16 protein-coding genes are annotated in these 23,756 nt (G+C 34.2%); 11 read left to right on the forward strand and 5 right to left on the reverse strand.

The window, feature by feature from the left end:
* The first annotated feature begins 14 nt into the window (after positions 1–14).
* The gene (locus IC221_RS05350; RefSeq protein ID WP_188167979.1) at positions 15–1,811 is read left to right on the forward strand and encodes a hypothetical protein; all 1,797 of its coding nucleotides are present in this window, start codon (positions 15–17) and stop codon (positions 1,809–1,811) included.
* A 220-nt stretch (positions 1,812–2,031) separates the two neighbouring features.
* Here the strand turns inward: IC221_RS05350 and IC221_RS29495 are convergent, their stop codons facing one another.
* Positions 2,032–2,739 carry a hypothetical protein gene (locus IC221_RS29495; RefSeq protein ID WP_223241302.1) on the reverse strand — a complete coding sequence of 236 codons (708 nt, stop codon included), beginning with the start codon at positions 2,737–2,739 and terminating at the stop codon, positions 2,032–2,034.
* A 103-nt stretch (positions 2,740–2,842) separates the two neighbouring features.
* The gene (gene sppA, locus IC221_RS05360; protein WP_188167980.1) at positions 2,843–4,645 is read right to left on the reverse strand and encodes a signal peptide peptidase SppA; all 1,803 of its coding nucleotides are present in this window, start codon (positions 4,643–4,645) and stop codon (positions 2,843–2,845) included.
* A gap of 233 nt (positions 4,646–4,878) precedes the next feature.
* On the opposite strand from sppA, the gene IC221_RS05365 reads away from it, so the two are divergent.
* From IC221_RS05365 to IC221_RS05375, 3 genes are all read left to right on the forward strand, one after another.
* Entirely contained in the window at positions 4,879–5,715 is an 837-nt protein-coding gene (locus IC221_RS05365; protein WP_044212980.1) for a LexA family transcriptional regulator, read from the forward strand.
* A 297-nt stretch (positions 5,716–6,012) separates the two neighbouring features.
* Positions 6,013–6,537 (forward strand): DUF4924 family protein, encoded by a 525-nt coding sequence (locus IC221_RS05370; RefSeq protein ID WP_188167981.1) that lies wholly within the window; start codon positions 6,013–6,015, stop codon positions 6,535–6,537.
* A gap of 150 nt (positions 6,538–6,687) precedes the next feature.
* Positions 6,688–7,596: an NUMOD4 motif-containing HNH endonuclease gene (locus tag IC221_RS05375; RefSeq protein ID WP_052444813.1), complete on the forward strand. Its 909-nt coding sequence runs from the start codon at positions 6,688–6,690 to the stop codon at positions 7,594–7,596.
* Positions 7,597–7,667: 71 nt separating this feature from the next.
* On the opposite strand, the gene IC221_RS05380 is transcribed toward IC221_RS05375, so the two are convergent.
* Together IC221_RS05380 and IC221_RS05385 are read right to left on the reverse strand one after the other, a co-directional pair.
* Positions 7,668–8,834 carry a homogentisate 1,2-dioxygenase gene (locus IC221_RS05380; RefSeq protein ID WP_188167982.1) on the reverse strand — a complete coding sequence of 389 codons (1,167 nt, stop codon included), beginning with the start codon at positions 8,832–8,834 and terminating at the stop codon, positions 7,668–7,670.
* A gap of 148 nt (positions 8,835–8,982) precedes the next feature.
* Positions 8,983–11,217, reverse strand: a complete 2,235-nt coding sequence (locus IC221_RS05385; RefSeq protein ID WP_044212975.1) for an amino acid permease — start codon at positions 11,215–11,217, stop codon at positions 8,983–8,985.
* A gap of 825 nt (positions 11,218–12,042) precedes the next feature.
* Between IC221_RS05385 and IC221_RS05390 the strand changes: the two genes are divergently transcribed.
* From IC221_RS05390 to IC221_RS05415, 7 genes are all read left to right on the forward strand, one after another.
* The gene (locus tag IC221_RS05390; RefSeq protein WP_188167983.1) at positions 12,043–13,578 is read left to right on the forward strand and encodes an AbgT family transporter; all 1,536 of its coding nucleotides are present in this window, start codon (positions 12,043–12,045) and stop codon (positions 13,576–13,578) included.
* Between the two features lie 420 nt (positions 13,579–13,998).
* A complete protein-coding gene (locus IC221_RS05395; RefSeq protein WP_188167984.1) occupies positions 13,999–14,913 on the forward strand; it encodes a DUF2911 domain-containing protein in 915 nt (304 codons plus the stop codon).
* 101 nt (positions 14,914–15,014) lie between these two features.
* The gene (locus IC221_RS05400; RefSeq protein WP_188167985.1) at positions 15,015–17,528 is read left to right on the forward strand and encodes a PIG-L family deacetylase; all 2,514 of its coding nucleotides are present in this window, start codon (positions 15,015–15,017) and stop codon (positions 17,526–17,528) included.
* Positions 17,528–17,650: a hypothetical protein gene (locus IC221_RS29740; RefSeq protein WP_255516019.1), complete on the forward strand. Its 123-nt coding sequence runs from the start codon at positions 17,528–17,530 to the stop codon at positions 17,648–17,650. The genes IC221_RS05400 and IC221_RS29740 overlap by 1 nt, the downstream gene beginning before the upstream one ends.
* Positions 17,651–17,652: 2 nt before the next feature.
* The gene (locus IC221_RS05405) at positions 17,653–19,350 is read left to right on the forward strand and encodes a sodium:solute symporter (RefSeq protein ID WP_188167986.1); all 1,698 of its coding nucleotides are present in this window, start codon (positions 17,653–17,655) and stop codon (positions 19,348–19,350) included.
* 143 nt (positions 19,351–19,493) lie between these two features.
* Positions 19,494–19,976: a 6,7-dimethyl-8-ribityllumazine synthase gene (gene ribH / locus IC221_RS05410; RefSeq protein ID WP_062615848.1), complete on the forward strand. Its 483-nt coding sequence runs from the start codon at positions 19,494–19,496 to the stop codon at positions 19,974–19,976.
* Between the two features lie 87 nt (positions 19,977–20,063).
* Positions 20,064–22,457, forward strand: a complete 2,394-nt coding sequence (locus IC221_RS05415) for an RND family transporter (RefSeq protein WP_188167987.1) — start codon at positions 20,064–20,066, stop codon at positions 22,455–22,457.
* An 89-nt stretch (positions 22,458–22,546) separates the two neighbouring features.
* On the opposite strand, the gene IC221_RS05420 is transcribed toward IC221_RS05415, so the two are convergent.
* Positions 22,547–23,566, reverse strand: a complete 1,020-nt coding sequence (locus IC221_RS05420; RefSeq protein ID WP_188167988.1) for an alkane 1-monooxygenase — start codon at positions 23,564–23,566, stop codon at positions 22,547–22,549.
* Positions 23,567–23,756: the final 190 nt, after the last annotated feature.

The following is a 23,756-nucleotide window of genomic DNA, read 5'->3' on the forward strand; positions in this document are numbered from 1 at the left end:
AAACTTTATCAAACATGAAAAAGCAAATCATTTTGTCCGCTTTAGTAGCGTCTTCATTTTTATCATCTTGTGACACTGCCGATCTTGATTCATTAACAGAAAGAGTAGAAGCCGTTGAAAAACGCTTAGATTCAATTGGTGGTGAAGATGCTGCATCTTTAGAAGCTACAATAGAAGATTTAATGGCTTTAGTGGCTCAATTACAAACTGAAAGTACATCACACCAAGGAGATATTTCTTCGGTGGTAACAGATTTAGAGGCTTTACAATTACTATTGGATGCTTATAAAACAGAAAGCGACAGTCTACTCACTGACAACGGCGAAGCTGACAAATTACTTCAAGAACAACTTGATGGTGTTTTAACAGAGTTAGAAACTTTAAAAGGTGATGTTGCTGACAACAGTGCTTTAATTGAAGAATTAGAAAATGTAGTCAACGGTCAATCTGAAATCTGGTGGGGTCCTCTGATCACTGATGAGGATTATACAAAATTCTTGACTTCAAATTATACGATCGTTTCAGGTAACGTTCAAGTCAATAATGATGATCAAACTGATGCATTGAAAGATGTAGTATTTATAGGTGGCCACGTTTCTTTTGTAGATGTTGCTGACGTAGAATGGGCCGTTGAAAACATTGCGGGTAATCTTTCTATTGAAAACCAAATGAACTTGGAAAATGTAGAGATGCCAAATCTGAAATCAATTGGTGAGGATTTGAAAGTTGAAAACAACTATGTCTTAGCTACTTTAAGCTTCCCTTCACTTTCTATTGTAGGTGGTGAAATCGAAGTAGATGGTGCTTCTCCTTCAAATGATGCATCTACCTACCTAACAACTGTAGATTTATCGGCGTTATCTGTTGTTTCGGGTGATATGGAAATTGTAGCAACTGCAGTTGAAACGTTAGACTTAAGCAGTTTAGAATATGCTGGCGGTGATTTTGAAATGGATCAGAACATCGTGATGACTGGATTATACGCTCCGGAATTAACTACTGTTGAAGGGGAATTTGTAATCAGCTCTAATGAGAAACTAGAAACAATAGATTTTGATGCTTTAAAAGCTGTAGGTGGCTCATTCAGTATTTTATACAACTCAGGAAGCGATGTAGGGGTTGGTTTTATTGGTTTCCCTCCTATTGGTGGAGAAGATCCGGTTTACACAGGTTTAACTTCTATTTTCACATTCGGAATGTTAGAAACAGTTGGTGCTGATTTCACTATAGAAGGAAATGCGAATCTTACTACAGTTGATGGATTCAATGCTTTAACAGAACTAGGTCGTTACAATACTTTAGCTTTTGATGGAAATGAGAATTTAGAAGCGGTTTATGGATTCAATATGATTGAACGAATTGAAAACGTAAGAATAAACTTGTATAGCTCAAGTAGTGCTACAAAACCATTCAATATCAATGCTTTCAATGGTTTAACTGCAACAAAAGCATTTAGCTTAATGGTAGGTTCTACAAACTATGAAGTACAAGAAATCAATGTTTTAAATGCTGTAACGAACATCAATTATGGTGGCGTAGTGAAAATTGGTGGTGATGGCACTGCAATCAACTTCGCTGAAGGTGCTGAATTGACTTTACTGACTACTGTTCAAGTCATTGAAGGAGCTACTATTAATGTAGTCGCTACTCCAGGTTCATTCAATAATTGGTGTGTATTTGCTGGTTTGATTGAAAATATTGCTGGAGATGATTGGAGATTCAATGGTACATTAAACCTCGTTGAGTTTGACCCAATGACTTGGTCGGAAACAGTAATTGACAATTCTACAATTACGCCATGTGCGGAGTAATTCATTAACCAAAACTTCATCAACCTTCATTACATCATGAACGGTTGGTGAAGTCCTTCATTGATGAAAACCTTAATCAACTTATTTAAGAACTAAGCAAACTGAAAAAGAAATTTGAATTGGGATTAGTTTAAATAATTCAATTGGTTAGAAAAAGTAAATCCCACCCTCGATGAAGGTGGGATTTTTATATTGATCAAGTAGGTATAAATAACCTTTATTACTTAATAAAAATATACCTAGTTAAGAAAATACCTGTTGCATCATCCTCACCTGCATTAGATTCAACAGCACTATTAACAAATTTTAAATCCCAACCTTCTATTAATAAACCTGTTATCTTAGAGGTTAAAATGGCATCATTTGTAGCTATATTCTGAAAATTAATCCCCCCAACATTAAAAAGGTTTAGTAGTTTGGTTTCCTTTTGACTTGGTGCCTTATTTTGACGTCTTGAAACAGAACCTTGCTTTGTATCCGTTCCATCTGTTCTTGAGGTTGTTAATTGTTCAGCATCAATTAAAGTAGTAGATTCGATAATTCGTGACCTACCTATACCAGAGGGAACAATTGATTCAACTACTGTTAATATTTTCACTCTAGTACCAGGAATATCTTCCATAGAGACTATTCCCATTTGTTTGTCAGTAATTTGATCTACAATTGCCGATCCCAAAAAGCGTTTAATGACAGTATTTGGAAATAATACAGCTAAGGAATCTCTTGAGGTTGTTAAGGTATGATCACCGTATAAATTACGATCTGATTCACTTATCATTTTGTAAAATACAGTATAACGATTTGAATCATTCCTTTTGATACTATCAACTAAGACATCTTGCCCTTTTACAGTAGTTAAAATTGATTTTTGAGCAAATGATAAAAATGAAATAGAAGTTAAAAGTAGAGTTAAACAAAGATATTTCATGGAAGTCTGTTTAATAATGAATAATTGAATTTAGTTTATAAAGAAACCTCACTGTTAAATAAGTGAGGTTTTAAAATTAGTAAATGGTTTTTTTTTTAGGAAATTAATATCCCTCAATTTCTTCTAAATAAGGAACTCTAGCTTGAACACCTTTCATTGAATTCATCCAATTCATGATTTTATCAGTTTCAGAAGAGTATTCTCCTAATAGGCTCTTTTTCAAACGAGCTTGAGTCTCTATTTCCAAGTTTTTCAACATTTCCTGGAAGAAATCAATCTCTCCTGGCAAATGCTTTACTTTATAAGCATCTTCTTCCAACCCAGCTAAATCAGCAGCAATTTTGATTGCAGTATCATAACCACCTAGTTCATCTACTAGACCAACTTGCTTAGCTTGAACACCAGTCCAAACTCTTCCTTGTGCGACTTTCAATAAATCATCGATGTTCATATGACGACCTTCTGCTGCTTTTTCAGTAAAAGTCTTATAACCTTCTTCTACGCTTTGTTGTATGATTGCAAAATCCTCTTTTGAAAAATCATCTAAAGGAGATTGGAAATTAGAAAACTCACCCGTACTCACAGCATAAGTTTTAATACCCAATTTCTTATTCAACAACTCTGATGGGTTAAACATTAAACCGAAAATACCAATAGAACCAGTAATCGTATTAGGGTAAGCAACAATCTTATCACATCCCATAGAAATATAATAACCACCTGAAGCAGCATAAGTAGACATTGAAGCAACTACCGGCTTTTTCTTTTTTAAGTTTTGAACTGCTCTCCAAATCAAATCAGATGAAAGGGCACTTCCACCAGGAGAATTCACTCTTAAAACAACAGCATCTACAGACTCATCATCTGCTAACTTATTGATTTCTTTTACAAGATCAACGTTAGTAATAGCTTTGTTACCTCCTTCTGATTTACCATAAATGATATCACCCTCTGCAGCTAATACTACTACTTTTCCTTCTTTATCAAGATCTCTTCCTCTAGCATCAAAAGCCTTTTTGTATTTGTTATATTTAATAAAGGAAACATCACTTGACTTTTCTACTTCTAACATTTCTGCGATGTGTGCCTCTGCTTCGTCTTCGTAAACCAACTCATCTACGAATTTGTATTGTTGAGCATCATGAGCATTTCTAATCAGCATTTTATCAGAAATATTTTGTAATTCCTCTAACTTGATACCTCTTGATTCGCTGATACCAACCAAGTATTCATCATATAAAGAGTTAAGATAAGAAGAGATTTGTTCTTTGTTTGCAGCACTCATTTTATCGGTCATAAATGGCTCAACTGCGCTTTTGTATTTACCTACTCTGAAAATTTCAGGCTTCACACCAATCTTCTCAAAAAATCTTTTCAAGTAAACAATCTCAGAAGAAAGACCATTAAACTCTAACCCTCCAATTGGGTTCAAGTAAATCTTATTCGCCTCTGCTAACACATAATAGCCAGCCTCAGTAATATAATCGGCGTAAGCATAAATAAATTTACCTTCTTTTTTAAAGGCTTTCAAAGCTTCTCTTACTTCTAAAGCCATCGGCATACTACCACCAAAAGTTCCTCCTTTGATATAGATACCTGCAATTTTGTCATCTTTAGTAGCCTTATCAATTACATCTAAGTAATCTTGTAAGCTTACAGATCCGTTCGATGGAAAATAACTTGAATTGAGAGCTTCGAATGGGTCATTTTCTCCTATTTCTGCTAGTGGCTGGGATAATTTTAGTACTAATACAGATTGATCGTCGATCATAGTTGGTTCAGAGCTATCGCTAGATGCTGCCGCGATAATTCCCATTAATGTGACACTTCCTCCCACAAATAAGACCATCGAAAAAATAAAAAGTCCAATGATTACGGCGAATGTGGTTTTTAAAAATCCTTTCATATAATTTATTTTGAAGTTATGTTTATAATTCTTTCCGATAATGTAAATTCAATAAACAATAATTAAAGTTAAGACTTTATTACCGTCTTACAATATGTTTTAGTGTATAAAACTTATACAAAATCAAAAAAAAATGAAGTAGAAGTATATTTTCGTTGAAATATTTGGCATTTAATGTTCAATATCTTAAATTGACAAAAATTTTAGTATTCCTACGTGTAAAAAATCATCAAATGTCGAAAATACCATCAAAATTTGGAAAAAACCTAAGGTTTTTAAGACAACAACAGAAGCCCAAATTAAGTCAAACGGAATTAGGAGATCAATTAAGTACAGAAGAAGATGTGGTCTCAAGAAGTGCTGTATCCTCTTATGAAGACGGACGTGCAGAGCCCAATTATTTCCGTTTAGAGCGCATATCTCATTATTTTAATGTCGCAATTGATGATATTTTGACCAAGGATCTTACACTAATGGATCCTATCAGCGTTCAAAAAAGAGAAAATACAGAAGAGCATATTTCTGGTAAAGGAATGCGCATCTTAGCAATACCCACTGATAAGGAAACGGATGAAGAAAATATAGTTTTAGTTCCAGAAAAAGCTAGAGCAGGATATGCTGCGGGATATTCAGATACTTCATTCTTTAAAAACCTCCCAAAATATACGCTTCCATTCTTACCGAAGGGAAAGACTTACAGAGCATTTGAAATTACAGGTGACTCTATGCCTCCTCTTGAAGAAGGTACAATAATAATTGGAGAATATATTGAAGACTGGAAAAGTATCAGAGAAGGGTCTGTTTGTATAGTTACAACAAAATCAGAAGGTTTTGTATTGAAAAAGGTATACAATAACATCAATAATAACAACAGCTTTATTCTTAAGTCTACTAACCTTAAGTACTCTCCCTACGAGGTTAGTGCACTTGAAATCAGCGAAATGTGGCGTCTCGTTGCTCATATCTCAAGAGACTTCCCTGAGAAAGAAACAAATGATTCTTTTTCTGAAATGCAAGAAGCAATTTGGAGACTAGATCAAGAGGTGCTTAACATCAAAAGCAAAAAATAATTCTAAATAAAATATTATTATTAGAGGAAATATTTGTTTTATCATCTATTTCCTTTTTTTTTGCCTTTTAAATAAAAAAACAGCCACTATTTGAAGATTGTTTAAATCTTGTCAAGAGATTTTTTTATGTAATAATATAAATTTGATGTTCGCTTTTTAATCTACTTATACAACAACATCTTATAACATAAAGAAAACTAAAATTGTATTTAAATAGTTGCTCATTGGTATTGCAATAATGATAGCTATTCAAGAATTTATACCAAATAGCTATTTACGTGTTTAGAACTTGCATTAATGATAATAGCAGATAAAAAAAAGAAAGAAAATATATGTGAGTATATCATATATATTTATCAATCCGAGGAGTTATTGAGAGCCTTTAATTTTAATTTTGAAGATATAAAAGAGTATGTGCTTAAGCATATTACAAAATTAACTGAAGAGGAAAAAGAGGAAGTGCTGAACTGGCACAAAGAACTCATGAACCTTATGGAAAGTGAGGAAGTGATGAAGGAAGGACATTGTTCATGGGCACAAAACGAAATTGATACAATTTCTTCAATTCATGATAATCTTCTAAAAGAAGATGAAGATTACTTGAAAATTTATCAAAATGCGTCTCCACATATTGAGAATAACTTAAAAATTGCTGACGGTTTAATTACTAATCCAATACAAATTTGTATAAATGGGATATTTGGGTTATTATTACTTCGAACTAGAGGGAAAAAAGTTGATGATCAGACGAAAGAGATTCTTAATACCTTCGGAGATGTTTTATCGTATCTTGCATTTAAATATAAACAACAGTTCTATTAACGTATAGCATTCATTAATTGATTTTCCTTACGATTTACGTTTACAAATAGTACACAAAATTATAACCTCTTTCTTTTTTAAATAAATACAAGTATCGAAGTTATAATCTATCACTACAAATTTAACTATCTTAATTGAAACAGTCGAATTATGAAAACTACTTCGCCCGAAAAAACAACTACAGAAGAAATCTGGGTTGAACTACCCTTTACTGATAAGAAGTATGAAATTAGTAATAACGGTAAAGTAAAGTCTTATGCTCGTTCTCAAAAAGGTGAACTTATTAAAGGAAGAGACATAGGAGGTGGTTATCTATCCATTGATTGCAAAGTAAATGGGAAAAAGAAATCATTTTACGTACACCGTTTGGTAGCTGAGATGTTTCTTGACAAACCAAAAGAAGAAGGACAGATTGTAATCCACAAGGATGGCGATAAGTCCAATAATCAAGTTGATAATTTAGAGTGGTGTACCTTGAAAACAAGGTTTGCTACTAAAAGAAAATATATTCCAGATTATTCTGAAAAGTTTGTAAAAAGCTGTAAACCTTCTAAGAAAACAGCAGAGAAACCGATTGATGGTCACGATTATTATCATTACAAAGATAAATATCATCGTATCTCAGATAATGGTTCATGCTTGTTTATCAGGGTTAATGAAGACGGAAAATGGAAGTCTTTAGCCATTGCTGAAATCATTTTGAGAGATTTAGGTAAACTGAAGCCCTCAAAAAGTCACAAATTGGCCTACAGAGATTGGGATTATAAAAACTTGGCTCCTATCAACTTATTTTGGGAAACGCAAGCGGACAAGTCCACACGTCTTCTGGAGCAACGTCCTTTACAATTAGACCGTATCCGTAAAATGGGTCAGTCTCATCGTAAGGAAATTGCACAGCGCAAGAAAGACTTAATTAAAAAATACCTTGATGAAGGAAAAAGCATAGCTAAAATCAGTAGACTTTTGGATATCGGATATACTAGATTATATAATTATATCAATGAAAATGATCTAGCAGCAATCACGCAATATTCAAAAAAAGAAATTGAATTAGATTAATCATTAACGAGGCCATTATAAAAAAGATTATAATGGCCTCGTTGTTTTTTATAAAATTATATTACAAAATTCTATAACCAACTAAAAGGATATTCTTTATCGATAAATGATTCCGCTGCTTCGGTTATATATAATGGAGCAAACGTATCTACCATTACGGCATATTCTTCTGTCCCTTTCTTTCCTATACTTTTTTCCATAGTACCTGGATGTGGACCATGTGGAATACCTCCTGGATGCAATGTGAATGCACCTTGTGCAATTCCTTTTCTGCTCATAAAATTACCCTCAGTATAAAACAATACTTCATCAGAATCGATGTTGGAGTGATTGTATGGTGCTGGTATGCTCAATGGATGGTAATCAAAAAGCCTCGGTACAAAGGAGCATACAACAAACGCTCCTCTTGCTTGGAAGGTTTGATGTACAGGAGGTGGCTGATGTAACCTTCCGGTGATAGGTTCAAAGTCGTAAATTGAAAATGTATAAGGATATAGAAAACCATCCCAACCTATAATATCAAACGGGGAGTTTTCATAGATATAATGATGTAATTCATTTCCTTTTTTTATTTTCATTGAATATTCCCCTAACGACATATCAAGATCTGATAACCTCACAGGTGGATGAAGGTCTCTTTCACAATAGGGAGAGTGTTCTAAGAGTTGACCAAGTTCATTTCTGTATCTTCCAACCGTTTCTATAGGCATTTTCGATTCTACAATCAGAAATTTCTGAGGTTGTTCTTTATCAAATTCCATTTTATAAATGGTTGTTCTAGGAATTACAATGTAATCTCCTTTTTGAAAAGGAACTACCCCAAACTGCGTATGCATCTCACCTTTTCCTTCATAAACATAGATCATTTCATCTCCATCAGCATTTTTGAAATAATCATTCATTTCTAATTGCTTAGGATAACACAATGAAATCACGCATTGATTATTGGCCATCAGTGGTAACCTTGCTGAAAGAAAATCGCTTCCTGTTTCACTTATTTCAGCAGTCTTTAGGTGTGTCATTTTCAACCCATAACCCTCTAAAATTTTATAGCCATAGGGAGTTGAAAGTTTAATTTCCTTTACTTTAGTTGGAGGAACTTTGTGGTATAAATTGGAGTAAATACCAGAAAAACCCAACGAGCTCACCAGTTCTTCATGATAAAGAGAACCATCTGGCTGCCTAAATTGAGTATGTCGCTTAGGTGGTATTTCACCTAATCTGTAATAGTAAGTCATGATAGTTAAATGTGTTTAAAGTATGTGTTATAACAAAGTAAACAACTTTCGATTACTTTGTAAGTATTGGTTCGTATTCTAAATTAGCCTTAAGTCAAAACTATGAATGTATTCAATAATTTTGACTTAGGACTTATGAAGGATATTACTAAGAAATATCCTTCCCTTGAGCAGTATGTATGAATAATACATCTCCTATATCATCGTATCCATAGAAAACCTGCTCATTGACCTTCTTCAATGCTTCTAATCTTAACCCAACAATAGTAAGATCTGCATCTTGAGAAGTGGTATTAATTACTGTTTTAATATCTACATTATCAGCTCTTGAAATCAAGCGGACATTATTTTTTGAAATTGGTAAACGGCCTGTTTTGATAAGCTTTAAAATTTGCTCTCTTCTCATCTCCAATTCTGCATCAGGGAAACAAGCCAACAACGTAATTTTAGCATTACTCCACTCTGGGTGACCTATAATAATAAACGCCAAAAGAATCATCAAGTTTGCATTTTCAAGGTCCTTAGGGGTTAACCAAATATGTATTTCTGTTTTATATCCAAAATTTCTTTCATCTGATGCTAATACACAAATATCGTTTCCTGTCACTGACATCAGTTTAAAGTTGTCAATTACCTGCTTCAAGCCATCATCATTGTTTTTCTTCGAAAACTCAAACATCAACATGTTATTTTCTTTACCAGCTACAGAAGGTAACTGAATCACTTGTGCAATTACTGAAGTCATAGAAGGACTAATCATTGTATCTAAATACACCTTCGAATTACTTGCCTCTGAAATTTTAATCAATCTATCGAGGTCTTTTTGTGCTTCCTTATTGGTTTCTTTTGATAGATAACCATCAATCAAATGAATATAAGTAGCAAAGCCATATTTATGTGCTATCCATTTGACTAGATTAAATGCTGAAAAACGTTTGAAGGTATTTCTACTCACACAAACAACAGCAGGTCTCCAGTGATCCTCCTCATTATCAATTTCTGTCTTCTGAAGAAAGATTTGAAACTGTCTACTTAACTGGAAAATAACACCTTGAAAAATTGCTTTCAGCCCTTCTTTATTTGGTGTAAATCGACGAACCATCTGATAAAGAATTACCATAAATACTAATGCGATCATGGTATAAGTCACCGAGATTTTGAACATCAAATAAAGACACATTACTGCACCCACTAATGAGATAATAGGCTTTGATTTGAATACGGGTCTGTATGCAGGATCTGATGCAAAGTGCTCTAAAAATGAAATCAAGCAGATGGCACCATAAGTTACCATGAAGAACATCGTAATGATCTGTGCTACAATATCAATATCGCCAATCAGAACAAATACTACCGTCACAAAAGAAGTCACTAATGAAGAATTTAATGGTTCCCCTGAGTCCTTTGTAATATACCCCAACCATTTGTTTACGGATTGATTAGGTAATACTTTATCTTCTGCAATGGCTTGAAGCGTTCTTGGTGCAACTAAAATTGAACCAATTGCAGAAGATAGTGCTGCCGCTGCTAACCCAATAGGTACCATTGGTCCCCAAAGTGAGATATCCGTCATGATTAGTGGATCACTATCTAAGTCAGTAAGAGAAGCCGAGACTGATAATTTGTAAGCGACAAACATATAAACAATCATTCCAAAAACACCTGCTAACATGGTTCCAATAGGAATTGATTGTTCTGGAGATTTCAAGTCACCCGAAAGCCCCACTCCTGCTGCAATACCTGTAAAAGCAGGGAAACAAATAGCGAGTACTTTAAAGAAACTATCTCCATTATCAATGTGACCATTCCAATCAATCTTCGTTAATTCTTGAGCGAACTCTGTTGTTCCCGCAAAAAACGACAATAATGAAAGAAATAATATCCCAACTACTATATATAAGGTTCTCATTCCAAGATCAGCACCCTTATAAATCACCAATGCAATCAAACCAATGGTAATAGGAATTGTAATCCACCTCAAATTTAGATCTACAATACCATAAGTTTCTAGTAATGGAAATAATGGTCGAAAGGCTTCTGCGAATGCAATAATATAGAAGGCAGTACTAATGGCCTGTGATAGATAAAGTGAAATACCAATTGCACCTCCAATAGTAATACCGAATGATCTTGAAATGATATAATAAACACCTCCACCTTGTACTTTTTGGTTCGTTGCTATTTCGGAAATAGCCATTGCAGTAGGAATCGTTACTAAATGCCCAACAAGTACCATTACCAAACATGATAATAATCCTAAGTTGGCTACTGCATAACCGAATCTCAAGAAGAGAATTGCCCCTAAAATTGTACTAATTGAAGTAAAAAATACGGGAGCTGTCCCGAACCCTTGATGTTGTGTTTTGTCTAATCTATTAGCCATAATATGGTTTTTCTATTCCAGGTAATAGAACAAATGGTATTGGGAATATTTTAAAAGAGTGAAGAAATTATGTGCTATAAAACAGCAAATAGTATAATATGTTTGCCTCTACTCTAAATTCATCCCATTTATTTATTCTATTACATAATTGCTAAACTAAGTGGTCTTGACAATCTATCTTTCCAATTGTTACTCATAAAAACTGTTTAAATTTTTATTTGTTTTGAGCATTACAAAAACTATATGACGATAATTATTTATGACAAATGACCTTAGGTAGCTTAATCAAATATAGTGTTTTTGTTTTTACTCTTGCAAGTTGTACGAAATGATTTTAAAGTGAGTTACGCTTAAATTATTCGTTATTTCAACCTTTGAGGATGAATAAAAGGTGTAGTTATAAACTGAAATATTCTTAATAACAAAGGAGAGATGACTATAAAAAAGTTTGATTTTCATATCAATTGCTAAATCATGATAAGAAAAAATAACTACTCACATCCTCACTCTATCAAATAAACTTCAATAACATTCTAAAGAAGCATCTCATTTACGTTTTATTAAATACACTTAGTTGCAAATAAAATTCAAAATTGCACTTGTGAACCCTTTATCTGACGAGAATTCCAAAACTCTCCTTATTTTTGTTTGATTTTTTATTTTTAGGATGTTCAAAGCGTGAATCGTATTAAATGAATACGTTTTGAAACTCAGAAGAAATCTTAACCATATTGTACAGCAAGTTCAATTTATTGAAATCAAAAATCGCTAAACGAAACATATCTATCAGAGCTTGCTAAAAAATACTAAATAAACTATTAATACATGAACGACATTCAGAAAAAGTCAAGTTTTATTGATCGTTTTCTATCTTTTATTGAAAAAGTAGGAAATGCTTTACCTCACCCTGCAACGCTTTTTGCTGGCTTTGCATTTGGTGTAGTGATTCTTTCTTGGGTTTTTGCTCAAACAGATTTAAGTGTAATTCATCCCGGTACAGGAGAAACCATTTCAGTTGTCAACCTTATATCACAAAAAGGGATTTATTTGATGCTGACAAAATTGGTAAAGAATTTTACAGATTTTGCTCCATTAGGTGTAGTACTTGTTGCTATGCTAGGTATTGGTATTGCAGAAGGGAGTGGACTTATTGGTACTCTTATTCGCATCTTAGTTTTAAAATCTCCAAAAAGCATTATCACATTTGTGGTTGTTTTTGCCGGCGTATTATCCAATACAGCAAGTGAAGTAGGCTATGTATTATTGGTTCCACTATCAGCAGTAATATTTCTTGCCTTTGGTAAACATCCAATTGCTGGTCTTGCGGCTGCCTTTGCTGGTGTATCTGGTGGGTACTCTGCCAACCTTTTATTAGGAACTATCGATCCCCTATTACAAGGTATTTCGCAGGAAGCTGCTCAAATTATCGATCCAGATTACTCTATCAATGCGGCCTGTAATTACTACTTCATGTTTGTATCTACCTTCTTTATAGGTATAGCAGGTACGATAGTTACGGAAAAAATTGTGATACCTCGACTGGGAGAATATAAAGGAGATATTGAACCTGAAGAAATGCACAATGTAACTCCAGAAGAAAGACGAGGGTTGATTTATGCAGGTATTACTGCTATTATGCTTACTTTATTTATTCTGATTGGTATACTACCTGAGGAAGGTTTCTTAAGAAGTGTAGATCAACCTGAGAATATTTTCAAGTCGGCTTTAATGAAAGGTATTGTTTCTTGGATCTTTATTATTGCAGCAGTTTGCGGTATAGCGTATGGTAAAGGTGCTGGCACTTTTAAAAATGATGCTGATATCATGAAAGGAATGGGAAAATCAATGGAAACTATGAGTAGCTATATTGTATTGGTTTTCTTTGCCGCTCAATTTGTTGCCTATTTCAAATGGACTAACCTCGGTTTGATTTGTGCAGTAAAAGGTGCTCAGTTTTTAGAAACTATCGGATTGGATAAAATCCCATTGTTGATTTGCTTTATTTTCCTAGCTGCACTAATCAATCTAGTAATGGGAAGTGCCTCTGCAAAGTGGACTTTGATGGCGCCCGTTTTTATACCAATGTTTATGTTGGTAGGTATTTCTCCTGAATTAACACAAGTCGCTTACAGAATTGGCGATAGTGTCACAAATATCATATCACCGATGATGTCTTATTTTGCATTAATTGTAGCGTTTATTCAGCGTTATGATAAAAATGCAGGAATAGGAACTGTCATTGCCACAATGCTACCTTATTCTATTGCATTCTTGATTGTTTGGGTGGTTTTAATGGCGGTTTGGCTTGTTTTAGATTTGCCAATTGGACCAGATTCTCCCCTCCATTACTTCCCAAAGTAATATTTTTTGTAAAATTATTACAATTTTCATTGTATTTATAAAATATCTTCGTATGTTTGTAATGCAATCAAACACGATTGCAATGAGAAATAGTTAGTTTTTGGGTTAGCAAAAAGGTTCGGGTTTCCTGAACCTTTTTGTCGTTTATAAGGTTTTGTTTTTTTTATCTCTTTCTACTACATTATTTCAACTAACTACTCCCTTATCATAATACAAAACCTAAAAGGAATTTCTAGTATATCGATACTACTTAGTTAGTAGAGCAACCCCCTCTTTTTTAGATATTTTCACATCAATTAAAAGTATTTTAATATTACAATTAAATTCAATAATATATTTGAATTATTAAATTCTATTTGGTTAATTGACCCGACTTTTGAGTCACTTACTCTCAAATTTTTAAATTAAATACTTATAAACATGTTTAAAAGATCGCTACTAGCTTTATTAACGATTGCATTATTTGCGGTGCAGAGCGTTACAGCTCAAGAACTTCCAGCACCAAGTCCAAGTGCATCAGTAACTCAAAAAGTTGGCGTTACTTCCATTACAATCGATTACTCTTCTCCAGCGGTAAAAGGCCGTAAAGTTTTTGGTGAATTAGAGCCTTATGGTAAAGCATGGAGAGCGGGTGCCAATGCTCCAACTGCTATCACTTTTAGCTCAGATGTTCAAATCGGTGGATCTGATGTAAAAGCTGGTACTTATAATATCTTTATGACTCCTCAAGAATCTGCGGATTGGGATGTTCATTTCAATGGCAAAGGAAAAAGCATCTTTGCTTACAACACAAAAGATGGTCAAGATATGGCCGCAATTAAAGCTGACAATGCTGCATCTGTAAGCGTAAAAGCAACTGAAGGTCCTTTCAGAGAGCGTTTAACTTACATCATTGAAGCTGTTTCAGACACTGAAGGTAAAGTCACTTTATGGTGGGACAAAACAATGGTTTCTTTCACTGTAACAGTACCTACAGCTGAATTAACTAAAGCTAATATTGAAGCTTCTTTAAAAGATGCTGGTAAAGTATGGAGAACGTATCAAAACTCTGCTAAATACTATGCTGAGTCTGATCCAGCTAAAGCGATGGAATTAATTGACATGTCGATTGCTACTCGTCCAGATTATTTCTGGAACCAGTGGACTAAGGCTCAATTCTTAGCTAAAGAGGGTAAATATGACGCAGCTTTAGACTTTGCTCTTGCTGCTAGAACTGCAGGCGACGCAAAACCTGACGGTGCATATAACTTCTTCAAAGGTATGATCACTAAAGATATTGAAGCTTGGTTACCAAATGCTTCAAAAAAATGGAAAAAAGCAAATAAAGATATTTAATCATACGCTTTTTAAATCAATAAAGGCATTCTAAGAGAAAGGTTTTCATTACGGTCTTTTAGAATGCCTTTTGCATATATTTCCCAATATCTCTAATTGAAATGAAGATCAGAATTCTAATTTTATCTATCAGCCTATTTTTATCTCATCTATTACATGCCCAAACGCCAGTAGATGGACAACCTAATGTATCTAAAATCATTCAAGAAATTAATCATCTCAATACGCTAGGTAGTGTGATGTATTTTGCGGCTCACCCTGACGATGAAAACCAAAGAGTAATTGGTTACTTCGCTAGAGCAAAAGGCTATGAAACAGCTTACACCGCATTAACACGTGGTGATGGTGGGCAAAACCTAATAGGAAAAGAAATCAGAGAAGAGCTAGGTATTTTAAGAACTCAAGAACTGATAGAAGCCAGAAAAGTAGACGGTGGTCAACAATTTTTCTCTAGAGCCAACGATTTCGGGTACTCAAAAAACCCGGAAGAAACACTTTCAGTTTGGGATAAAGATCAAGTACTTGCTGATGCAGTTTGGAATATTAGAAAATTCAGACCCGATATTATTGTAACTCGTTTCTCACCAGATAGAGGTGGGCGTACTCACGGTCACCATACCACTTCAGCGATTATTGCAGTTGAAGCATTTGAATTAGCTGCAGATCCAACGGTATTCCCCGAACAATTAAAATACGTTGATGTTTGGCAACCTAAACGAATCTACTGGAATACTAATTCATGGTTTTTTAGAGGGAAAGGCGAAAAATTTGAAAAGGATAAATACCTTGGAATTGACACAGGTGAATACATCCCTGTTTTAGGTCAATCCGTTGGAGAAATTGCAATGGCTGCTCGTTCCAAACATAAATGCCAAGGTTTTGGTGCTGCTTTACATAGAGGTGAAAATATCGAGTATTTCAAGTTATTGAAAGGTGACAAAGCCGACAAAGATCCAATGGAAGGTGTAGAAACTTCATGGTCAAGAGTTGAAGGTAGCGAAGCTTTACAAGCTGCTATAAAGACTTTACAAAGTAATTTTCACCCAACACAACCTTCAAGTGCGTTACCATATTTGATAAAAGTAAAAGAAGAATTAGGAAAGCTCGATCAAAGTAATCATTGGGTAATTGTAAAAACTAAAAAAGTAAATCAATTATTATTAGAATGTGCAGGTATATGGCTTGAGGCGTTAACACCTGAAAGTTTAGTTGCACAAGGTGATTCATTAATCATCAATGTATCTTCATTGGTAAGAACAGCAAGCAAAGTCACTATTGAAAAAATTAAAATTGGTGATTTAGAAGAAAAAAGCCTATCCTCTACACTCACTGAAAATAAAATTCTAAAAGAAGAAATTAAAATACAGATTCCTGAAAACTTTGAAGTTTCTCAACCTTATTGGTTAAAAGAGAAAGCAACAAAAGGGATGTATGTGGTAAATGATCAACAAATGATTGGTTTACCTGAGCAATTCTCAGAGATTCCTGTTGAAATTCAATTGAATATAGACGGGGTTACTGTCCACAAATCACTAAACATTTGGCAAAAAAGAGTTTATCCAGCTAAAGGTGAAAGATATATTCCTCTGAAAATTGTTCCTCCGGTTTCACTTACACTTGATCAGAGCGTATGGATATTTGGAGATAACAACTCTAAAGAAGTTACCGTTTCAGTGCTTTCTAATACAGATAATTTTGAAGGAACTCTAAAATTGGCAACTCCTAAAGGATGGAAAATTGAACCTCAACAAAAAACAGTGGCGTTGTCCAACAAAGGGCAAAAAGAGGAAGTAAAATTCACAATTACACCTCCTAAAAGAGATAGTGAGGGAGAATTGAAGGCTGTTATTGAAGGAAATAACAAAACCTACAATCAAGGTCTTATTAAAATTGATTATGACCACATTTACAGACAAGTCTATTTAAAGCCTGCTTCAGCCAAAATTATCAAATTAAATATCGATAAAGGGAATGCGAAGAAAATTGCCTATTTAATGGGCGCTGGAGATGCTGTTCCTGAGTCGTTAGAAGCAGCCGGATATCATGTAGATGTTCTTTCACATGAGCAAATCAAAGCTTCTATTTTGAAAGAGTATGATGCTTTAATTATTGGCATTAGAGCTTATAATGTATTGGAAAACATGAGATACCTTCAACCTGAATTCTTGAAATATGCAGAGGAAGGTGGAACTGTAATCGTACAATATAATACTTCTTTCAGAGTAAAAGTGGATCAAGTTGGCCCCTATCCTTTAAAACTATCAAGAGATAGAATTACAGTAGAAGAAAGTCCGGTTTCATTTATTGCTCCAAAACATAGAACCCTCAACGCACCCAATAAAATTTCCGAAAAAGACTTTGATCATTGGGTTCAAGAAAGAGGTTTATACTACCCGAATGAATGGGGTAAAGAATATACTGCAGTGCTAAAAATGCAAGATCCAAATGAAAATCCAGTCAATGGAGCACTATTAGTTGCTGACTACGGAAAAGGTGCATTCATCTATAGTGGAATTTCTTGGTTCAGAGAACTTCCTGCAGGTGTTTCTGGGGCTTATCGACTTTTTGCCAACTTACTTGATTACAAACCTTCTAATTCAAAAGATATAAAATAATGGATCAAAAAGAACAAAAGCCTCCAGTAGGCAAATCTTGGAAACAACTTTATGCAATTGTGTTAGGAGAACTTGTTGTCCTTATCACTCTATTTTCAATCTTTTCAAAAGCATTTAACTAAAGATGAGTATTTTAGATTGGGCAGTACTTTGTAGTACATTGGCCTTTATTGTGATCTATGGTATTTGGAAAACAAGACAACAACAAGATATCAATAGTTACCTTTTAGGGAATAAAGAAGCAAAATGGTTTACGGTGGCACTATCGATTATGGCCACTCAAGCCAGTGCCATCACCTTCCTATCAGCTCCAGGTCAAGCTTTTGTAGATGGGATGCGTTTTGTGCAATTTTACTTTGGCCTTCCAATAGCCATGGTGGTTCTTTCAAGTGTAGTAGTACCTATTTATCACAAGATGAATGTTTATACTGCTTATGAATACTTAGAGAAAAGATTTGATCTTAAAACAAGAACATTCACTGCCATCCTTTTCCTCACACAAAGAGGTTTAGCGGCAGGGTTTACTATTTTTGCCCCTTCCTTAATTTTATCCTCACTACTCGGTTGGAATATCAATATCACCAATATTGTGATTGGTGTAATTGTCACCGCTTACACTGTGATTGGAGGAACAAAGGCTGTAAACCAAACTCAAAAATTACAAATGGCCGTAATTTTTGTGGGAATGCTTATCGCTGGAGTGTTGGTTGTTCAAATGTTACCAGATGAAGTAAGCTTCTCTAATGCATTACATATTGCTGGAGTTGCAGGAAAATTAAATGCTGTTGATTTTGAATTTGACCCTTCTAGCAAATACAATGTATGGTCAGGTATTATTGGAGGATTTTTCCTAGCGATGTCCTATTTCGGTACAGATCAATCACAAGTTCAACGTTACCTTTCAGGTGCTTCAATTGCACAAAGTAGATTAGCATTACTTTTTAATGGCATGATTAAAATACCAATGCAATTCTTGATCTTATTTATTGGAGCAATGGTTTTTGTATTCTATTACTTCAACCCCTCACCTATTATTTTTAACAAAGTGGCCTTAATTGAAGCCACTGAAAAAGTAGAGGGTTTTGACCAACTTCAAAAAGAATATTCTCACCAAATGAAAAAACGAGAATCTTCGGCTTTAGATTACGCTGCGGCATTGAATTTTGGTAACGAAGAAAGTATTTCAACATCAAAAGCACATTTAATGGTAGAAAATGCCAAAACAGTAGCCTTAAAGAGTGAGATCATTGAAAAAGTTGAAAAGCAAGCGCCGGAGGTAGATGTGAATGATACGAATTACATCTTTTTGAATTTTGTTATCGAATATTTACCACAAGGTTTAATTGGATTATTGATTGCAGTGATATTATCTGCAAGTATGTCATCCACTTCCTCTGAAATTAATGCTCTAGCTTCAACGACCATTATTGATATTTATAAAAGGATTCTTAAAAAAGATGCTTCCGATCAGCATTACCTTACAGCATCAAAAATGGTAAGCATCGGTTGGGGACTTTATGCCATTTTGTTTGCCACCTTTGCCAACAAACTAGGGTCTTTAATAGAAGCAGTTAATATCTTAGGATCTTTAGTATATGGTGTCATATTGGGGGTTTTCTCCATTGCTTTCTTCTTTAAGAAAATTGGCTCTAAACCTACTTTCTATGCGGCTATCATTTCTGAAGGAATTATTATTTACTTATTCTTCTTTACAGAAGTACCCTTTTTGTGGTACAATGTTATTGGATGTTTATCGGTCATTTTCTTTAGTTTAATCTTCAACGCTTTTATGAAAAAAGAGCCTATTACTAATGAAGAGTAATTCAATAAAAAGAAATTAGGTTAACAATTCTAAGATTATAGCATTTTTATAATTAAAGAATCTATAAAATAAGCATCAAGTTATTAGAAGATATAAAATTTAATAACTTTGTAGGCAGTAAAACATTAATCATTATATAAGAAATGGCTACAGCATTAAAAAGTCTTAGTGAGTATTCGAAAAAGAAAGAAATCGATATTTCAAACAAAAAATTTGCTATTGTAATATCCGAATATAATCCTAAGATTACTGAATCGTTATACGACGCAGTTGTTGAAACGCTACTTAAAGAAGGCGGAAAAGAAGAGAATATTTACAGAGAGGACGTACCCGGTGCATTTGAACTAACTTTTGGTGCTCAATTAATGGCACAAGAAGAAGAAATTGACGCAGTAATTACTTTAGGATGTGTGATTCAAGGAGAAACACGTCACTTTGATTTTATCTGTGAAGCAGTCGCTCATGGTGTTACGAATGTATCTTTAAAATATAACAAGCCTGTCATTTTTGGTCTGTTGACACCAAATACGGAGCAACAAGCTTTTGACAGAGCTGGTGGAAAACATGGTAATAAAGGTGTTGAAGCAGCAGTTGCAGCTATCAAAATGTTAGGAATGAAGCAATAATCCTTACACTCCTTTACTACAAAATTTCTTTTTTCAATAAGCCTATTACTTCAAAAGTGATAGGCTTATTACAAATTCAAACACATCATGTGGAAAAAAATAGCAGAATTTATTCTTGGTAACAGAATTCCTATTTTAGTGTGCATTGCAATCTCAACAATCTTCATGGGATATCATGCAAGGGACGTTAAATGGTCTTATCAATACATCAGAATTATTCCTGATGATGATCCAGACATGATCAACTTTAACCGTTTCCAAGAATTATTCGGAGAGGATGCTTCTTCGTTTGTGCTAGGTTTAAAAGATGAAAAACTTTTTGAGTTGGATAACTTTAAAAAGTTTATGGAACTGGGAGATGAAATCAAAGAATTAGAGGGTATTACAAGTGTTTTATCACTTGCAGACGCTCCCAATCTTACAGCAAATAGACACTCTCAAAAATTTGAAGTCAAGCAATTTTTTAACACTCCTCCTTCTACTCAAGCCGAGTTAGATAGTATATTGGGTGCTGTTGAAAACTTGAAAGTGTATAAAGATCGCCTAATCAGTAAAGGTGGTGCCACTGCTATGGTCATTAAGATGGACCCCGAGGTCCTTAACTCCAAAGACCGTACTGCAGTAATGAAAAAATTGGAGGCCAGAGCCGTACAGTTTGAGAAAGAATCTGGAATTCACCTCTACTATGCTGGTATGCCTTATGTTCGATCAATTATGGCGGACAAAGTGAAGAAGGAAACAATGATTTTCCTAGGCATCTCTATCGCCGTTGTAGCGATAGTGTTATTCCTGTTCTTTAGATCTTTCTCACCTGTTTTTTATCCACTATTAGTGATTGGTGTTGTGATTGTTTGGATTATGGGAACCCTATCCTTGCTCAATTATCAGATCACTATTCTTACTGGATTACTTCCTCCGGTGCTTGTCGTTATTGGTATACCTAACTGTATATACCTTCTCAACAAATACCATCAAGAATTTGCCAACGGAACTCCAAAGAAAGATGCACTTGCATTTATCATTAAGAAAATCGGTGTGGTTACTTTAATTACCAATACAACCACTGCAATTGGTTTTATGGTATTGATCAGTACAGGGATTACAGCAATGCAGGAGTTTGGTATTGTTGCTGGTATAAACATCTTTGTGACGTTTTTTATTAGTATCACTTTTATTCCAATCGTGTTTTCTTACCTACCTGCCCCTGATGTAAGACACCTTAAGCACTTGGATTTCAAACCTACCAATTGGCTAATACATCAATTGGAAATGCTAGTGCTTCACCATAGAACAATGGTTTATATTTTCACTTCAGTGATGGTTGCTCTTTCTATTTATGGTAGTTATAAGGTAACAGCCAACTCATTTATGGTGGATGATTTACCTGAAGATTATCACGTAAAACAAGATTTACGTTTCTTTGAGGAGGAATTTAGTGGTGTTATGCCATTTGAATTAATCATTGATACCGGACGTAAAAAAGGATACTTAAAGAAAGGTACTCTCGCTAAAGTTGAAGAGATAGAAAACTTTATTTCATCATTGGATGAAGTTTCTCAACCTATCTCTATTAATACTTTCCTTAAAGCAGGTAATCAAGCCTTTCATGCTAGTGATTCTAATTACTTCAAACTTCCATCAAGAAGTGAGATGTCATATATCATGAAGTATTTAAGAAACAGTAGTGATGAAGCTTCCTCTTCATTGAGTGAATCCATGATTGATTCTACTGGAAGATATATCCGCGTTTCTTCAAGCATGGCTGATATTGGTTCGGTTAAAATGGATTACCTGGTTGACAGTGTGATCAGACCACAGTTGGCTAAGATTGTAGAAGGTTCAAAACTTGAAACTATGGTAACTGGTTCAACATTAATCTTCATCAAGGGTAATGATTTCTTAATCAAGAACCTAAAGCAAAGTATGTTGATTGCCTTCGTTTTGATTGCCATTATCATGGGTACTTTATTTGGAAACTTAAGAATCATCATTATTTCTTTAATTCCGAATATCATTCCATTATTATTCACTTTAGGTCTGATGGGCTTCTTAGGCATTCCTCTGAAACCAAGTACTGCGATTGTGTTTAGTATCGCATTCGGTATTTCAGTTGATGATAGTATTCACTTCTTAGCAAAATACCGTCAAGAGATTGTTCTTCATAATTATAATATGAAGAAAGCAGTTATTATGGCGCTAAGAGAGACTGGGTCAAGTATGCTTTACACTTCTATTGTATTGTTCTTTGGCTTTGCCATTTTTATGGGATCCACTTTTGGAGCTACTCAAGCTTTAGGTTTGTTGACTTCGGTAACACTAATTGTTGCAATGACGACTAACCTTACTTTACTACCATGTCTTCTTTATACTTTTGACGCAAACAAGAAAAGTATGCACCCCATCATTGACGGTATGGATACTTTCTATTTTGAAGATGAAGATGAGGAAATTGATTTAGGAAGAATCGATGTAAACAAATAAGGTATAGTTTTCTATATTTCAAAATATACAAAAACACCTGATCAAGTTTAAAGATCAGGTGTTTTTTATTTCCTATGTTTTTGTCATCATTAAGTCAATCTTTTATCCATCACCCAAAACCACAACCAAGGAACTAATGAACATAAAATGGCTGTTGGGTATCCAAAAGGAAGTTCTGGAGCAGATGTTTGATGCTCTAAAGTATGGTACTTTTTAGAAGCTTTAAAATGATGATCAGAATGTCTTGTTAATTCAAAAAGAATGATTCTTCCAAAGGTATAATTTGCATTCCATGAATGATGAAGTTGTACTCTTTCGTATTTTCCATTTGGTAACAACTTCCTTTGTAAGCCATAATGTTCTACATAATTGATCGTTTCCAACAATAAAAAACCTACTATGCCGGCAATTACACAATACATTAAAACTTGTGAATTAAACATATATAGTATCGAGAAAATGTAGACAACATAGATGATATGGTACCAAAGCATACTGTTTTTAAAGGAAAAGAACTGACCTTTCAACATTTTCAATTGAATTTTCCATGCACTTACATAGGAGAAAACAACCGTCTTAAACCAAAAACTATATAAGTATTCCCCCCTTTGAGCAGTAGCAGGGTCCAAAGGTGTGGCCACATTAGCATGGTGTCCCCGATTATGCTCTATAAAAAAATGCATATAAAACGTAGGTAACAAAAGAGCTTGTGCCATCAATTGTTCTTTCTTTTCTACTCGATGCCCCAACTCATGTGCTACATTAATTCCTGACGTTCCTAATACCAGTCCCAAACTGATTATCAAACCAATATTTTCCATCCTTGTATAAGAATGACTTTCCCATTGCAATGCTCCATAAATAACTAATCCAAATACCCAAAGCAGGTTTAGGTATAAAAACCAGTCATAAAGTTTAGAATATTCTTTGTTATTAGATTCACTAACTTCTTCCGTGGTTGGTAGAAAAGCGTCTAAAATTGGTGTGAAAATAAAGCTAAATACAATAGTTAACCAAGTGTAAACTCCTCCAAAATAAAACCCTATAAAACAGCATAGTGGAATTAAATACGCAGAAGTATATTTCATTTCTTTTAATAGATTGGACATTGTTCTGAGTAATTGTTATTGATTGTATTAGCAATAAAAGGGTTTAAATCATAAAAGCAAGAAAATAGGATATTTCATGTTTTTCATATTAACTCAAATTGACAGATAAGTGTTCAATTCAATAAAAAATTGGTTCAAAAAAATCCCTTGATGTGAAGATTTTACATCAAGGGATTTCATTTATAATAAT

The organism is Flammeovirga sp. EKP202 (assembly GCF_014534745.1).
Lineage (GTDB): Bacteria > Bacteroidota > Bacteroidia > Cytophagales > Flammeovirgaceae > Flammeovirga.

What these genes read in the sequence shown, in the direction of transcription:
- IC221_RS05415 (WP_188167987.1), top strand. Translation starts at nt 20,064, where the DNA reads ATGTGGAAAAAAATAGCAGAATTTATTCTTGGTAACAGAATTCCTATT.
- sppA (WP_188167980.1), bottom strand. Translation starts at nt 4,645, where the DNA reads ATGAAAGGATTTTTAAAAACCACATTCGCCGTAATCATTGGACTTTTT.
- IC221_RS05390 (WP_188167983.1), top strand. Translation starts at nt 12,043, where the DNA reads ATGAACGACATTCAGAAAAAGTCAAGTTTTATTGATCGTTTTCTATCT.
- IC221_RS05405 (WP_188167986.1), top strand. Translation starts at nt 17,653, where the DNA reads ATGAGTATTTTAGATTGGGCAGTACTTTGTAGTACATTGGCCTTTATT.
- IC221_RS05350 (WP_188167979.1), top strand. Translation starts at nt 15, where the DNA reads ATGAAAAAGCAAATCATTTTGTCCGCTTTAGTAGCGTCTTCATTTTTA.
- IC221_RS05385 (WP_044212975.1), bottom strand. Translation starts at nt 11,217, where the DNA reads ATGGCTAATAGATTAGACAAAACACAACATCAAGGGTTCGGGACAGCT.
- IC221_RS05365 (WP_044212980.1), top strand. Translation starts at nt 4,879, where the DNA reads ATGTCGAAAATACCATCAAAATTTGGAAAAAACCTAAGGTTTTTAAGA.
- IC221_RS05400 (WP_188167985.1), top strand. Translation starts at nt 15,015, where the DNA reads ATGAAGATCAGAATTCTAATTTTATCTATCAGCCTATTTTTATCTCAT.
- IC221_RS29495 (WP_223241302.1), bottom strand. Translation starts at nt 2,739, where the DNA reads ATGAAATATCTTTGTTTAACTCTACTTTTAACTTCTATTTCATTTTTA.
- IC221_RS05380 (WP_188167982.1), bottom strand. Translation starts at nt 8,834, where the DNA reads ATGACTTACTATTACAGATTAGGTGAAATACCACCTAAGCGACATACT.
- IC221_RS05395 (WP_188167984.1), top strand. Translation starts at nt 13,999, where the DNA reads ATGTTTAAAAGATCGCTACTAGCTTTATTAACGATTGCATTATTTGCG.
- IC221_RS05370 (WP_188167981.1), top strand. Translation starts at nt 6,013, where the DNA reads ATGATAATAGCAGATAAAAAAAAGAAAGAAAATATATGTGAGTATATC.
- IC221_RS29740 (WP_255516019.1), top strand. Translation starts at nt 17,528, where the DNA reads ATGGATCAAAAAGAACAAAAGCCTCCAGTAGGCAAATCTTGGAAACAA.
- IC221_RS05375 (WP_052444813.1), top strand. Translation starts at nt 6,688, where the DNA reads ATGAAAACTACTTCGCCCGAAAAAACAACTACAGAAGAAATCTGGGTT.
- IC221_RS05420 (WP_188167988.1), bottom strand. Translation starts at nt 23,566, where the DNA reads ATGTCCAATCTATTAAAAGAAATGAAATATACTTCTGCGTATTTAATT.
- ribH (WP_062615848.1), top strand. Translation starts at nt 19,494, where the DNA reads ATGGCTACAGCATTAAAAAGTCTTAGTGAGTATTCGAAAAAGAAAGAA.